Source organism: Streptomyces sp. AC512_CC834 (assembly GCF_019049325.1).
Taxonomy (GTDB): Bacteria; Actinomycetota; Actinomycetes; order Streptomycetales; family Streptomycetaceae; genus Streptomyces.
In genome coordinates this window covers 160,913-173,817 of the sequence record NZ_JAGMUO010000029.1, presented here as the reverse complement: position 1 = coordinate 173,817, position 12,905 = coordinate 160,913, and the positions used below count along the sequence as shown (strand labels likewise).

Sequence of the window (12,905 nt, the reverse complement as noted above, 5' to 3'; positions counted from 1 at the left end):
CAGCACCAGGAGCCCGATGAGGCCGCCGCCGAGCAGGACGACGACCAGGAGGACGAAGGGCGCGCGGGCCGCCTGGCCGCGGTTGCCGCCGGTCGGGATGAGCAGGGCGAGCCGGGCCGCCCTCCCCTTCAGTTCGGGTTTCCTACTCACTGACCCTCCCCTCGGCCGGGTGCCGTGCGCACCCGCGCCCGGACTGCCTCACGCGCTTCACCCGATGGACTCCCTGATGCGCTCGGCCCCGCGCAGCCGTGCCGGTGCCGCTCGCCGGTTCTCGGCGATCTCCTCCTCGGTGGGAAGTTCGGCACCGCGCGTGAGCAGCCCCAGCCTGGGCGCGTAGCGCTCCGGGACGACCGGCAGGCCGGGCGGCGCGGTGTTCGCTGCGCCGGCCGCGAGCACCTGCTTGACCAGCCGGTCCTCCAGCGACTGGTACGACAGCACCGCGATCCGTCCGCCGACGGCGAGCGACTCGACGGCGGCCGGGATCGCCCGCTCCAGGACGGACAGCTCGCCGTTGACCTCGATGCGCAGGGCCTGGAAGGTGCGCTTGGCCGGGTTGCCTCCGGTGCGCTTGGCGGCCTGCGGCAGTGCGGCGCGGATCAGCTCCACCAGCCGGGCGCTGTTGGCGAACGGCTCCTTCTCGCGCTCGCGCACGACGGCGGACACGATCCGCTTGGCCTGCTTCTCCTCGCCGTACGCCCGCAGGATGCGGACGAGTTCGCCGGGCGGGTAGGTGTTGAGGACCTCGGCGGCGCTCATGCCGGTCGTCTGGTCCATCCGCATGTCGAGCGGGGCGTCCTGGGCGTACGCGAAGCCCCGGTCCGCCTCGTCGAGCTGCATGGAGGAGACGCCGAGGTCGAACAGCACGCCCTGGACGCGGGGGACGCCGAGCCGGTCGAGTACGTCCGGCAACTCGTCGTAGACGGCGTGCACGAGGGTGGCGCGCTCCCCGTACGGGGCGAGCCGCTCGCCGGACAGGCGCAGGGCCTCCTTGTCCCGGTCGAGGGCGACGAGCCGGGCCTCGGGGAACCGGTCGAGCAGCGCCTCGCTGTGCCCGCCGAGTCCCAGCGTGCAGTCGACGACCACGGACCCCGGCTCGGTGAGGGCGGGCGCCAGCAGGTCCAGACACCGCTGGAGCATCACCGGGACGTGTCGACTCTGGCTCAAGTGGGACGGCCTCTCAGGTCCGGCGCGGCGTCACGCACTGCCGGGTCCCCTCCCGCTCGCATCTGAAGGGGAGGCCTGCCGGCGCCAAAAGCGTCGGCCGGCCGGGAGCGGGAGGAGGCCGAGCCGTACGTACGCGCCGCGCACGTGGGGAGATCTGGCGGGACGTCGCCCAGGTCTCCGGGGAAATCAGTCCAGCAGGGAGAACCTCGCCTCCCGCTTCGCGTCACTTTAGTCCACCGTGTCGCCCGGTCAATCAACCGGCCTGCGCGTCGCGGAGGCCGGCGTCCGCAAACCGGTGCCGCGCGGCTTTTCACTCGTACGGACGTGTTCGCACCACCCTGTGGGTTGGCTCACAACAAGCCTTGATGATGTTCTTTGTCCCCCTCCACAGCGGGCCCTGGCCGGGGACGGCCAGTAACGTCATGGATATGACGACTTCTGCATCGGTACCCGCCGGCTCCGAATCCGCCATAGACGGCGACCACACCGTCACCGACCGGCTCGTCGAGGCGAACGAGCGCTACGCCGCGGCGTTCGGGGACCCCGGGATGGACGCCCGCCCCGTACAGCGTGTCGCCGTCGTGGCCTGCATGGACGCCCGCCTGGACCTGCACGCCGCGCTCGGCCTGAAGCTCGGTGACTGTCACACGATCCGCAACGCGGGCGGTGTGGTCACCGACGACGTGATCCGCTCCCTGACCATCAGCCAGCGGGCACTCGGCACCCGCAGCGTGGCCCTCATCCACCACACCAACTGCGGCATGGAGTCCATCACCGAGGACTTCCGGCACGACCTGGAACTGGAGGTCGGCCAGCGTCCCGTGTGGGCGGTGGAGGCCTTCCGGGACGCCGACCAGGACGTGCGGCAGTCGATCGAGCGGGTGCGCACCTCGCCGTTCCTGCTGCACACCGAGGACGTGCGCGGTTTCGTCTTCGACGTGAGGACGGGCCTGCTGCGCGAGGTCGACCCCGCCTGACCGGGTGGCCCGTGACCGGGTGGCCCGGACCGGGTGGCCCGCGCCGACGATTCTCGCCGGGCAAGCACCGCAAATGCCGTAAGGACCGACATATCGCGGCCAGTTGTCCACAGGCGAGTGACACGAATCGGTAACGGCAGCAAGAATGCGGGAAGTGGTGTCGCCCGGAACTTTTTCCGGGCGGTGTCCGTGATTCGGGGTGGGCCGGTCCGCGGTGCGGGGCCGGCCCGGCAAGTTGGGGTACCCCCGCTTCTCAGGGAGTGCGGGGAAAGGCCGAGGAGGGCCGGGTGACGACCTATGACGATCAGGCGAGCCATGGGGGCGCCGCCGCGCGAACGTACGGGAGCGTGGGGGAAGATCTGACCGCTGTGGTCGAGCGTGTCCGCGGTTCGGTGGAGGATGTGATCGAGGGCAAGCCCGAGGTCGTGCGGCTCTCGCTGACCGTGCTGCTCGCCGAGGGTCATCTGCTGATCGAGGATGTCCCGGGAGTCGGCAAGACGATGCTGGCCAAGGCGCTGGCGCGGTCCATCGACTGTTCCGTGCGCCGGATCCAGTTCACGCCGGACCTGCTGCCCTCGGACATCACCGGGGTGTCCATCTGGGACCAGCAGCGCCGGGACTTCGAGTTCAAACCGGGTGCGATCTTCGCGCAGGTCGTGATCGGCGACGAGATCAACCGGGCGTCGCCGAAGACGCAGTCGGCGCTGCTGGAGTCGATGGAGGAGCGCCAGGTCACCATCGACGGCCAGACCTACGAGCTGCCCAGCCCCTTCATGGTGGTGGCGACGCAGAACCCGGTCGAGATGGAGGGCACCTACCCGCTGCCGGAGGCCCAGCGCGACCGTTTCATGGCCCGGGTCTCCATCGGCTATCCCAGCACCGAGGCCGAGCTGCAGATGCTCGACGTGCACGGCGGGGTGAATCCGCTGGACGATCTCCAGCCGGTGGCGCACGCGCACGACATCCTGAAGCTGATCGAGGCGGTCCGCGGCGTCCACGTGGCGGATCCGATCCGGCGGTATGCCGTGGACCTGGTGTCGGCCACGCGCAGCCATCCGGACCTCAGACTCGGCGCCTCGCCGCGCGCCACGCTGCATCTGCTGCGCGCGTCGAAGGCGTCCGCCGCCCTGAGCGGCCGGGACTACGCGCTGCCGGACGACGTGCAGGCTCTCGCGGTCGCCGTCCTGGCCCACCGTCTGCTGCCGACGGCGCAGGCCCAGCTCAACCGGCGCACCGCCGAGCAGGTCGTCCAGGAGATCCTTCAGCGCACCCCGGTGCCCGCGGCGCCCCAGCAGCAGGCGGGCCTCGGCGCGGGCCACGACACGTCGGCGTACGGCGGGCAAGCGCCGCGGAGGCTGTGATGGACGCCGGGGGGACGGACCGGTCCGAGGACGACCGGGGTGAGGGCGGCGGCATCCGGACCGCCCTGGCCGGTCTGACCACCCGGGGGCGCTCCTTCCTGGCCGCCGGCATCGCCGCCGCGGTCTGCGCGTACGTCCTCGGGCAGAGCGACCTGCTGCGCGTCGGGCTGCTGCTCGGCGTGCTGCCCCTGGTCTGCGCGGCCGTGCTGTACCGCACGCGCTACCGGGTCGCCGGCAGTCGCCGGCTCTCCCCCGGGCGGGTCCCCGCGGGCAGCGAGGCCCGGGTGCATCTGCGCATCGACAACGTCTCCCGGCTACCCACCGGTCTGCTGATGCTCCAGGACCGGGTGCCCTACGTGCTCGGCCCGCGCCCCCGCTTCGTGCTCGACCGGGTGGAGCCGGGCGGGCGGCGCGAGGTGTCCTACCGGGTCCGCTCCGATCTGCGCGGCCGGTACCCGCTGGGCCCGCTGCAACTGCGCCTGACCGACCCGTTCGGGCTGTGCGAGCTGACCCGGTCCTTCTCGGCGCACGACACCCTGACCGTGATCCCGCACGTGGAGGCGCTGCCGCCGGTGCGGCTGAGCGGCGAGGCGTTGGGGTACGGCGAGGGCCGGCAGCGGTCGCTCGCGCTGGCGGGCGACGACGACGTGATCCCGCGCGGGTACCGCTACGGCGACGATCTGCGCCGGGTGCACTGGCGCTCCACGGCGCGCTACGGCGAACTGATGGTGCGCCGCGAGGAGCAGCCGCGGCGCGCTCGCTGCACGGTGCTCCTGGACACCCGGGTCGTGGCCTTCGAGGGGGCGGGCCCCGACTCGGCCTTCGAGTGGGCGGTGTCGGGCGCGGCGTCCGTGCTGGTGCACATGCTGGAGCGGGGCTTCTCCGTCCGGCTGCTCACCGACACCGGCGACTCGGTGCCCGGCGAGGGCGCCGACGGTTTCGCGGGCGCGAGCCAGGGGACGGCCGACGCGGCCGGGCTGATGATGGACACCCTCGCCGTGATCGACCACTCCGACGGCACGGGCCTGTCCCGGGCGTACGACGTACTGCGCGGCGGGAACGAGGGGCTGCTGGTGGCGTTCTTCGGCGACCTGGACGAGGAGCAGTCCACGGTGGCCGCCAAGATGCGGCAGCGCAGCGGCGGCGCCGTGGCCTTCGTCCTGGACAGCGAGATCTGGGCACGGGAACCGGCCGACGTGCCCGGTCCGTTGGACAGGAGCGAGGAGCGTCTGCGGATGCTGCGCGAGGCCGGCTGGACCGTCGTGGCCGTGCCACGGGGCGCCACCGTGGAGGAGCTGTGGCGCCTGGCCGACCACGAACGCACCATCCTCGCGACGACGACCGGCGGGGAGGGGACGCGATGAGCGGACGGACGCAGGCGCCAAGGACGAGCAGGCGGCCACGACGCGTGCCACACGCGGGCACGGCGGCACCCGGAGCACCCGGGCGCCCGTCGTGCCGTCCCCGGACCGGCGGGCGGACGCGGGTGGCGGGAACGAGTGGGCGGGCGCGGCGCGTGCCGTACGCGGGCACGGCGGCGCCCGGAGCACCCGGGCGACCGCACCGGCCCGCACACACCGGCCCCGTCACGACCACCCGTCGGGAGATGACGTGATGAGCGGGCGGACACGACCGGCGGGGCGCGACCGGACCGGCGGGCGGACGTGGGTGGCGGGGACGAGTGGGCGGGCGCGGCGCGTGGCGTACGCGGGCACGGGGGTACCCGGAGCACCCGGGCGACCGCACCGGCCCGCACACACCGGCCCCGTCACGACCACCCGTCGGGAGATGACGTGATGAGCGGGCGGGCGCGGTTGGCGTTGTGTGCGTGGGTGGCCACTCTGACGGCGGCGTGCGCGTTGTTGCCGTTGGTGGATCCGGCCACGTGGATTCTGCAGGCGGCCCTCCTGCTGGCGGTGCAGTCCGGGGTGGGCGCGGTGGCGCGGCGGGTGCCGCTGGCCCGGCCGCTGACCGTCGGCGTACAGGCCATGGTCACGCTGGTACTGCTGACCGTGGTCTTCGCCCGGCAGCAGGCGCTCGCCGGGCTGATCCCCGGCCCGCAGGCCTTCCAGCGCTTCGCCGACCTGTTCCAGCAGGGCGGCGACGACATCGCCCGGTACGCGATCCCGGCGCCGCTGGAGTCCGACGGCATCCGGCTGATGCTGGTCGGCGGCGTCCTGGTGATCGGGCTGCTGGTGGACACCCTCGCGGTGACCTTCCGCAGCGCCGCCCCGGCCGGCCTGCCGCTGCTCGCGCTCTATTCGGTGGCCGCGGGGCTGTCCGAGGGCGGCGCCGACTGGCTGTGGTTCCTGGTCGCGGCGGCCGGCTATCTGACGCTGCTCCTGGCCGAGGGACGTGACCGGCTCTCGCAGTGGGGCCGGGTCTTCGGCGGCGCGCCGCGCGCCCCGGGCGGGGAGCAGGGCGGCGTGGTCGCCCCGGTCCGCACCGGACGGCGTATCGGCGCCTTCGCGCTGGGCATCGCCCTGGTGGTGCCGCTCGCGCTGCCCGCGATGGACGGCGGGCTGCTGGACAGTGCCAGGACCGGCGTCGGTTCCGGCCCGGGGGGCGGCGGCACGATCTCCGCGGTGAACCCGCTGGTCTCCCTGCGGGACAGTCTCAACGTCGAGAACAACCAGGAAGTCCTCTCCGTCCAGACCGACTCCGACGACCTGTCGGACCTGTACCTGCGCATCGTGTCCCTGGACGACTTCGACGGCACCACCTGGAAGCCGTCCAAGCGGCACATCACCAACGTGCCGGACGGTACGTTCCCCGTCCCGGCTGGTCTCGGCCCCGAGGTCAAGCGCACGGAGACCCGGACCCTCGTCTCGGCGGCGGACTGGTACGCCCAGAACTGGCTGCCGATGCCGTACCCGCCCAGCGGCGTGCGCGTCGCGGGCAACTGGCGCTACGAACCCGTCGGCATGACCCTGGTCGGCGACCACGGCCAGACCACCCGCGGGCTGAAGTACGAGGTACGCAGCCTGAACGTGCAGCCGACGGCGGACCAGCTCGCCGCGGCACCGCAGGCGTCGGCGGCGCTGAGACGTGAGTACACCCAGCTTCCGGACTCGCTTCCGGAGGTGGTCTCCCAGACCGCCCGCGACGTCACCGCCGGCGCCGCGAACCCGTACGAGCAGGCGGTCAAGCTCCAGGACTACTTCGCGGTCAACGGCGGCTTCGAGTACGACACACAGGTCGAGGTGGGCAGCGGCTCGGAGGCGATCGCCCGGTTCCTGAAGGACAAGGAGGGCTTCTGCGTCCACTTCTCCTTTGCCATGGCGGCGATGGCCCGCTCCCTCGGCATACCGGCCAGGGTCGCGGTCGGCTTCGCGCCGGGGTCCCCGCAGGCGGACGGCTCGGTGTCGGTGGGGCTGCGGGACGCGCACGCCTGGCCCGAGGTGTACTTCGAGGGCGTGGGCTGGACCCGCTTCGAGCCGACGCCGACGCGTGGCTCGACCCCGTCGTACACCATCACGGACACGCCGGGCAGTTCGGTGCCGGACCCCGCCCTGCCGTCCCAGGACGCGCAGACGGAACCGTCGGCGGCGCCCTCGGCGAGCGAGACCTGCTCGCCGCAGGACAAGAAGCTGGACGCCTGCTCCACCGAGTCCGCCGTGGTGCTGCCCGTCACGGGCGGCGGCGGACCGCCGTGGTACGCGCTGCTGGCCTGGTCCCTGGCCGGTCTCGTGCTGCTGCTGATCCCGCTGGCACCGATGCTGTGGCGGCTGCGGGCCCGCGCGGTGCGGCTCGGGGCGCACGGCCGCGGCGAGGCGGACGCCGTCCCGCACACCCTCGCGGTCTGGCAGGAGCTGACGGACACGGCGTGGGACCTCGGGATCCTGCCGGAGGAGTCGCAGACCCCGCGCAAGGCGGCGGCCCGGATCGTCCTGCTCGGACACCTCGACCCGACGGCCGCGGCCGCGGTGCACCGGCTGGCGGACGCCGTGGAGCAGGTGCTCTACGCGCCGCGCCCGCGCCTGACGGCGGGACTGACGGAGGACGTCCGGTCGGCGACCGCCGGGCTGCGGGCCACGGTCGGCCGTGGTACACGGCTGCGCGCACGGTTTGCCCCGCGTTCGGCCGTACGGGTGGCCTGGACGGTGTCGGACCGGTGGACGGTCCTGAAGCGGCGGGTCGCGGCGGCGTGGCCGACCTGGCGGAAGACGTCGGGTCAGCAGGGCTGACCCGACGGCGCCCGCCGGGTGCTCGTGGGTACGCGTGAGGGGGTGACCACCCGGACGGTGGTCACCCCCTCACGCGGCGGCCGGCTGTTCTGGTGAGCGGTTGCCCGGGCGCTACTGGCCGCCCTGCTGCTCATCCCTGCGGCGCTGCCAACGCTCGTCGATGCGGTCCATCACGGAGCGTTTCTGACGTCCTTGACGGCGTGCCTGTGGACCGGTGGCGTCCGCCGCCGGCTGCTCACCCGGCTTGGGGGCCTTGCGCCAGCCGGTCACGGCGAGTACCGCACAGCCCAGCATCACCAGGAAGCCCACCACGCTGAGCCACACCTGCTGGGCGACCATACCGGCCATGAGAAGCGCAATACCTACGAGGAAGCCCGCGACCGCCTGGTAGACCCGTCGCCGGGTGTACGTACGCAGCCCGCTTCCCTCGAGCGCTGTCGCGAACTTGGGATCTTCGGCGTACAGCGCTCGCTCCATCTGCTCGAGCATGCGTTGCTCGTTCTCCGAGAGCGGCACGGTGGTCCTCCTCATCGTGCAGTCGCCGGGGCGACCCGGGGGGGTCCCTTCAGGATAGGCAGGGAACCGCCCCCGTGAAACCCGCCCCTCTGCGCCAATTGGCCAACCGGTCTCCGTCATGGCCGTGCCGGCTCGCTGAAGTTCCCATTCCCCAGCGGCCGACCCGTCATGCGGGGCCGTCTCCCTCGATCATACGGCGACCGGCCCCCGTTCGGGGGGCCTGTGGCGTACTCCATCTGCAGTCGCGCCCCTGATCAGCGCCGTACATCACCGGGCGGCTCAGGCCCCGTCGGCCCCTCGCGTCTCACCGAGCACGTGAAGCTGCGTGGCCACGGAGTGGAACGCGGCGAGTTCGGCCGCCGCGGCCTCCAGCTTCAGCAGGGCCTCCATGGCGCCCGGCTCGGTGTCCACCAGCACTCCGGGAACGAGGTCGGCGAAGACCCGTACGCCGTGCACGGCGCCGATCCGGAGCCCCGCGGCCTCGACCAGTGCGGTGAGCTGTTCGGCGGTGAACCGGCGCGGCACGGGGTCACCCGCGCCCCAGCGGCCGTCCGGGTCGTCCAGGGCCTGCCGGGCCTCCGTGAAGTGGCCGGCGAGGGCCCGCGCGAGCACGGCGCCGCCGAGGCCCGCGGCGAGCAGGCTGAGGACGCCGTCGGCGCGCAGGGCGGCCACCACGTTGCGCACGCCCTCCGCGGGATCGTCCACGTACTCCAGGACGCCGTGGCACAGCACCGCGTCGTAGCCACCGCGCTCGACCACGTCGAAGAGGCCGCGGGCGTCCCCCTGGACGCCTCGCACACGGTCGGCGACGTCGGCCTCGGCGGCGCGGCGCTCCAGGGCGAACAGGGCGTTGGGGCTCGGGTCCACGACGGTGACGCGGTGACCGAGGCGGGCCACGGGCACCGCGAAGTTGCCGCTGCCGCCGCCGGTGTCGAGGACGTCCAGCGTCTCGCGGCCGGTGGCCTTGACCCGGCGGTCGAGGGCGTCCTGGAGGACGTCCCAGACCACGGCGGTGCGAAGGGCGGCCCGGGAACGCGAGGGCTCGGAGCGCGGCGACGCCGTCTGCGGGCGGGAGTGGGAGACGGGCGGGCGCATCGGGTCCGACACGGCAGTTGACTCCTCGGCGCGGCACCGCCTCGGACACGGGCGGAGCGAACGGGCTGCCGCCCCCGCCCGGTGCGGGGTGGGGGAGGCTTCAGGCGCCTCCCACCCTATTGCCTCCGGTGCGCCCACCGGTCACCCCGTGCCACCGGCCCCGGGCCGGTCCGTGTGCCCCCGGACGCCGGTGCGCGCGGGCCTCCTGGGGCGGGCCGGAGGCCCGGCGGGCTCATCCCGCGTCCGGCAGGTCCGGGTCGGGGCGGGGCTGGGGCAGGACCGGCTGGAGGACCAGCATCCGCTCCACGAGGCGCAGGAACATCGCCACGTCGCGTATCAGGTCGTCGGCGTCCCGGCGGCCCACCGCGCCCTGGATGCCCGCCTCGGCCCGCGCCCGGCGCCGCGCGCCGGAGGCGAACAGCGCGCTCCACTCGGACAGCTCGGGCGCGATCTCGGGGAGCACCTCCCAGGCGCTGCGGATGCGGGCCCGGGCCCGCGGGGTGGTCTCCGGGCGGCCCCGCGCGGCCAGCACCGCGGCGGCGGTGCGCAGGGCGGCGAGATGGGCCGTCGCATAGCGCTCGTTCGGCGCCTCGAGGACGGTGGCCTCCTCGAGTCCGGCCCGGGCCTGGGCGAGCAGGTCCAGGGCGGCGGGCGGGGCGGTTGTCCGGCGGAGCACGGGGTGCACGTCGCTCGCCGGTCCGGTCAGTGAGGGTGCAGGGCCGGCCGCGCGGCGCCGCCGGGCGGCGGCTGCGGACGAGTGGGCCATGACGATCCTCCTGTCGTCTCCGTGACGGCACGCCCCGGCAAGAGGTGCCGTATGTGCCCATCGTGAGGTATGGCACTGACAATCCGTTCTGACCTGGGCTTTTGTTTCGATCGTCCGTTCGGTTCGGCCGGGAGTGCGGGCCCTGCGGTGACATCGCCCGGCAGGGTGCTGTGAGAATCGGGACCATGGAAAGCAGCAGCGCCGCCCCGCAGGCAGGCGGCCGTCGCGAGGCCACCCGGCAGAAGCTCTACGAGGCGGCGGTCACCCTCATCGCCGAGCAGGGCTTCTCGGCCACCACCGTGGACGAGATCGCCGAGCGGGCCGGGGTCGCGAAGGGCACGGTCTACTACAACTTCGCCAGCAAGTCCGTCCTCTTCGAGGAGCTGCTGCGGCACGGCGTCGGACTCCTCACCGCCTCGCTGCGCGAGGCCGCCGAGCGAACGGCCCGGGAGGGCCGCGGCCGGGTCGACGCCCTGGACGCGATGATCCGCGCGGGGCTCGTCTTCATCGACCGCTATCCGGCCTTCACCCAGCTCTACGTGGCGGAACTGTGGCGCACCAACCGGGCCTGGCAGTCCACGCTGCTGGTGGTCCGGCAGGAGGCCGTGGCGGTGGTGGAGGGCGTGCTGCGCGAGGGCGTGGCGAGCGAGGAGTTCAGTGCGGAGATCGACGTGCCGCTGACCGCCGCCGCGCTGGTCGGCATGGTCCTGGTGGCCGCGCTGGACTGGCAGTCGTTCCAGCCGGAGCGCTCGCTCGACGACGTGCACGCCGCGCTGTCGCGACTGCTCCAGGGGCGCGTGAGTGGCCGCCCCTGAGGCGACGGACACCGCCCCCGGGGCCACCCGCCGGGCATGAAGAACGCCGGCCCGTGGTGGCCGCGTCCCCCGCGGGCCGCCGTCGGACCGGCGCCTTCTCCTGCTCCCCCGTACGTCCCCCCGTCGGAACGCCCGTCGCCGGACGTTCCCCCGGGATCCCCCGTGCCTCGCTTCCGCCGACCGCGGTCGGCGGAAGGAGCGGATCGCGGGCCCGGCTCCGTTCCGGCGCCCCGTGCCGCCGGTTCCGGAGCCGTGCCCCTCTCCGTGTCTCCACTCTCTCGTTCCCGCAGGTCGGGGCCTATCCGCGCGCGTACTCATCTACCGCTCTGAGTACGGATACTCAGCCCTGCGCACCCGGGCCCACCGCCACCGGTCACCGGCCGGTCACCCGTACGCCCGTCCCGGTACTCAGGGACCGGTACCCAGGGACCGGTACTCAGGGACCGGTGCTCAGGGGCGGGACTGTCGGTGGCGGCGGATAAGGTCCCTGGCATGGCACGGATTGCGGTGATCGGCGCCGGGATGGGCGCGATGGCGGCCGCCGCCCGGCTGGCCGTCGCGGGCCACCGGGTGGTGGTCCACGAGCGGACGGGGACGTACGGCGGAGCCCTGGGCCGCTTCGAGCGGGACGGGTTCTCCTTCGACACCGGTCCCGGTCTGCTCCCGCTGCCCGCGGTCTGGCGCGATCTGTTCGTGAAGACCGGCAAGGAGCCGCTGGAGTCCCGCGTCGAGCTGGTCCAGGTCGACCCGTCGTCCCGGCACGTGTTCGCCGACGGCACGGAGGTCTCGCTGCCGAACGCCTCGCGGGCCGGTGTCGTCGCCGCCCTGGACGCGGCACTCGGCCCGGCGGCCGGGCAGCGCTGGGGCGACTTCCTGGTGCGGGCCCGCGAGACCTGGGACCGGACGCGCCGCCCGCTCCTGGAGGAGCCACTCTGGCCGAACTGGGAGGTGCTGGCCGAGCGCGAGCCCTATCCGGCGGTCCCGCACAAGCGGCTGCTGCGCACCCGCAGGGCCGGCACGCTCGCCGAGGTCGGTGCGTGGGAGCTGCGCGACGCCCGGCTCGCCGCCCTGCTGGAGAGCCACGCCCTGGCGTACGGCCTGGACCCCCGGACCGCCCCGGCGAACAGCGCCGTGCTGCCGTACATGGAGTACGCCTTCGGTATGTGGTACGTGCGCGGCGGCGGCCTGCGGGAGCTGGCGCGGGCGGTGTACGAGCGGTGCCTGGCCCGCCGGGTCGAGTTCCGCTTCGGGGCCGAGGTCACGGGAATCGTCGAGAAGGACGGCCGGGTGGCGGGCGTAGAGCTGGCCGAAGGGGCCGTGGCGGAGGCCGAGTTCGTGGTCGCCGGGGTGGCGCCGGGCGTGCTGGACCGCCTCTGCGGTGGATCGCCGGTGCGGGGCGGGGGCGAGGTGCCGCCGCGGCGCGACGGGGCGAGCCGGCTGACGGTGCTGCTGGCGCTGCGCGGCGGTCGCCCGCAGGGGACGGCGCACCGGACGGTGGTTCACGCGCCGGACCGGGACGCCGAGTTGGACGCGCTGTTCGGCGCGGCACCCCGCATGCCCTCGCGTCCGACCGTCACCGTGGTGCGGCCCGAGGACCCGGCGCTGGTGCCGGACGCGGACCACGAGGCGGTCACCGTCTCCTCGGTGGTGCCCGCGGGCGGCGACGGGCCGGACCGGGAGGACCGCGCCGAGCGTCTCGTCGAGGCCGCCGAGCGTGCGGTGCCCGGCCTGCGCGACCGTCTCCTGTGGCACGAGGTGCGTACCCCGGCCGACGTCGCGGCGGCCACCGGTGTGGCGGACGGCGCGATTCCGGTGCCGGCGCTCGCGGGGGCCGGCGGACGGCTGCTGCACCCGGCGAACGGCACGCGCACGGGCGGCCTGTTCACGGTGGGCGGCTGGTCGCACCCCGGCGGGGGGCTCCCCCACGCGGGCATGTCGGGCGCGCTGGTCGCCGGACTGGTGGTGGAGGGACCGGAGTTCCGCGGCTCCCGGTGAGCGGTCGGGGACCGGTCACCGGGCGCCGG

Annotated in this window: 10 protein-coding genes and 1 pseudogene; 6 read left to right on the top strand and 5 right to left on the bottom strand. The window is 74.0% G+C overall.

Features of this window, described 5'->3' with window-relative positions; genetic code table 11:
• Positions 1-150, bottom strand: a pseudogene (locus KUM40_RS41220) (septum formation initiator family protein); the annotation flags it as partial.
• A gap of 57 nt (positions 151-207) precedes the next feature.
• On the bottom strand, positions 208-1,164 hold the full coding sequence (gene rsmH / locus KUM40_RS11895) for a 16S rRNA (cytosine(1402)-N(4))-methyltransferase RsmH (RefSeq protein WP_217165761.1): 957 nt from the start codon (positions 1,162-1,164) through the stop codon (positions 208-210).
• Positions 1,165-1,592: 428 nt separating this feature from the next.
• Between rsmH and KUM40_RS11890 the strand changes: the two genes are divergently transcribed.
• The 4 genes from KUM40_RS11890 (at position 1,593) to KUM40_RS11875 (ending at position 7,689) form a co-directional block, all read left to right on the top strand.
• The gene (locus KUM40_RS11890; RefSeq protein WP_217165760.1) at positions 1,593-2,141 is read left to right on the top strand and encodes a carbonic anhydrase; all 549 of its coding nucleotides are present in this window, start codon (positions 1,593-1,595) and stop codon (positions 2,139-2,141) included.
• A 287-nt stretch (positions 2,142-2,428) separates the two neighbouring features.
• The gene (locus KUM40_RS11885; RefSeq protein ID WP_374227368.1) at positions 2,429-3,502 is read left to right on the top strand and encodes an AAA family ATPase; all 1,074 of its coding nucleotides are present in this window, start codon (positions 2,429-2,431) and stop codon (positions 3,500-3,502) included.
• A complete protein-coding gene (locus KUM40_RS11880) occupies positions 3,502-4,866 on the top strand; it encodes a DUF58 domain-containing protein (RefSeq protein ID WP_217165759.1) in 1,365 nt (454 codons plus the stop codon). The genes KUM40_RS11885 and KUM40_RS11880 overlap by 1 nt, the downstream gene beginning before the upstream one ends.
• 432 nt (positions 4,867-5,298) lie before the next feature.
• Positions 5,299-7,689 (top strand): DUF3488 and transglutaminase-like domain-containing protein, encoded by a 2,391-nt coding sequence (locus tag KUM40_RS11875; protein WP_217165758.1) that lies wholly within the window; start codon positions 5,299-5,301, stop codon positions 7,687-7,689.
• 111 nt (positions 7,690-7,800) lie between these two features.
• Here the strand turns inward: KUM40_RS11875 and KUM40_RS11870 are convergent, their stop codons facing one another.
• The 3 genes from KUM40_RS11870 to KUM40_RS11860 all read right to left on the bottom strand — a co-directional run bounded on the left by KUM40_RS11870 (position 7,801) and on the right by KUM40_RS11860 (position 10,066).
• Positions 7,801-8,205: a spore wall synthesis complex protein gene (locus KUM40_RS11870; protein WP_217165757.1), complete on the bottom strand. Its 405-nt coding sequence runs from the start codon at positions 8,203-8,205 to the stop codon at positions 7,801-7,803.
• A 279-nt stretch (positions 8,206-8,484) separates the two neighbouring features.
• Entirely contained in the window at positions 8,485-9,312 is an 828-nt protein-coding gene (locus KUM40_RS11865) for a methyltransferase (protein ID WP_217165756.1), read from the bottom strand.
• Positions 9,313-9,532: 220 nt separating this feature from the next.
• Positions 9,533-10,066, bottom strand: a complete 534-nt coding sequence (locus KUM40_RS11860; RefSeq protein ID WP_217165755.1) for an SAV_6107 family HEPN domain-containing protein — start codon at positions 10,064-10,066, stop codon at positions 9,533-9,535.
• Positions 10,067-10,251: 185 nt separating this feature from the next.
• Here KUM40_RS11860 and KUM40_RS11855 point away from each other — a divergent pair, with 185 nt between their 5' ends.
• Both KUM40_RS11855 and KUM40_RS11850 read left to right on the top strand, forming a co-directional pair.
• Complete coding sequence (locus tag KUM40_RS11855) at positions 10,252-10,881, top strand: TetR/AcrR family transcriptional regulator (RefSeq protein WP_217165754.1); 630 nt, start codon at positions 10,252-10,254, stop codon at positions 10,879-10,881.
• Between the two features lie 492 nt (positions 10,882-11,373).
• Positions 11,374-12,876 (top strand): NAD(P)/FAD-dependent oxidoreductase, encoded by a 1,503-nt coding sequence (locus tag KUM40_RS11850; RefSeq protein WP_217165753.1) that lies wholly within the window; start codon positions 11,374-11,376, stop codon positions 12,874-12,876.
• The last annotated feature ends 29 nt before the right edge of the window (positions 12,877-12,905 follow it).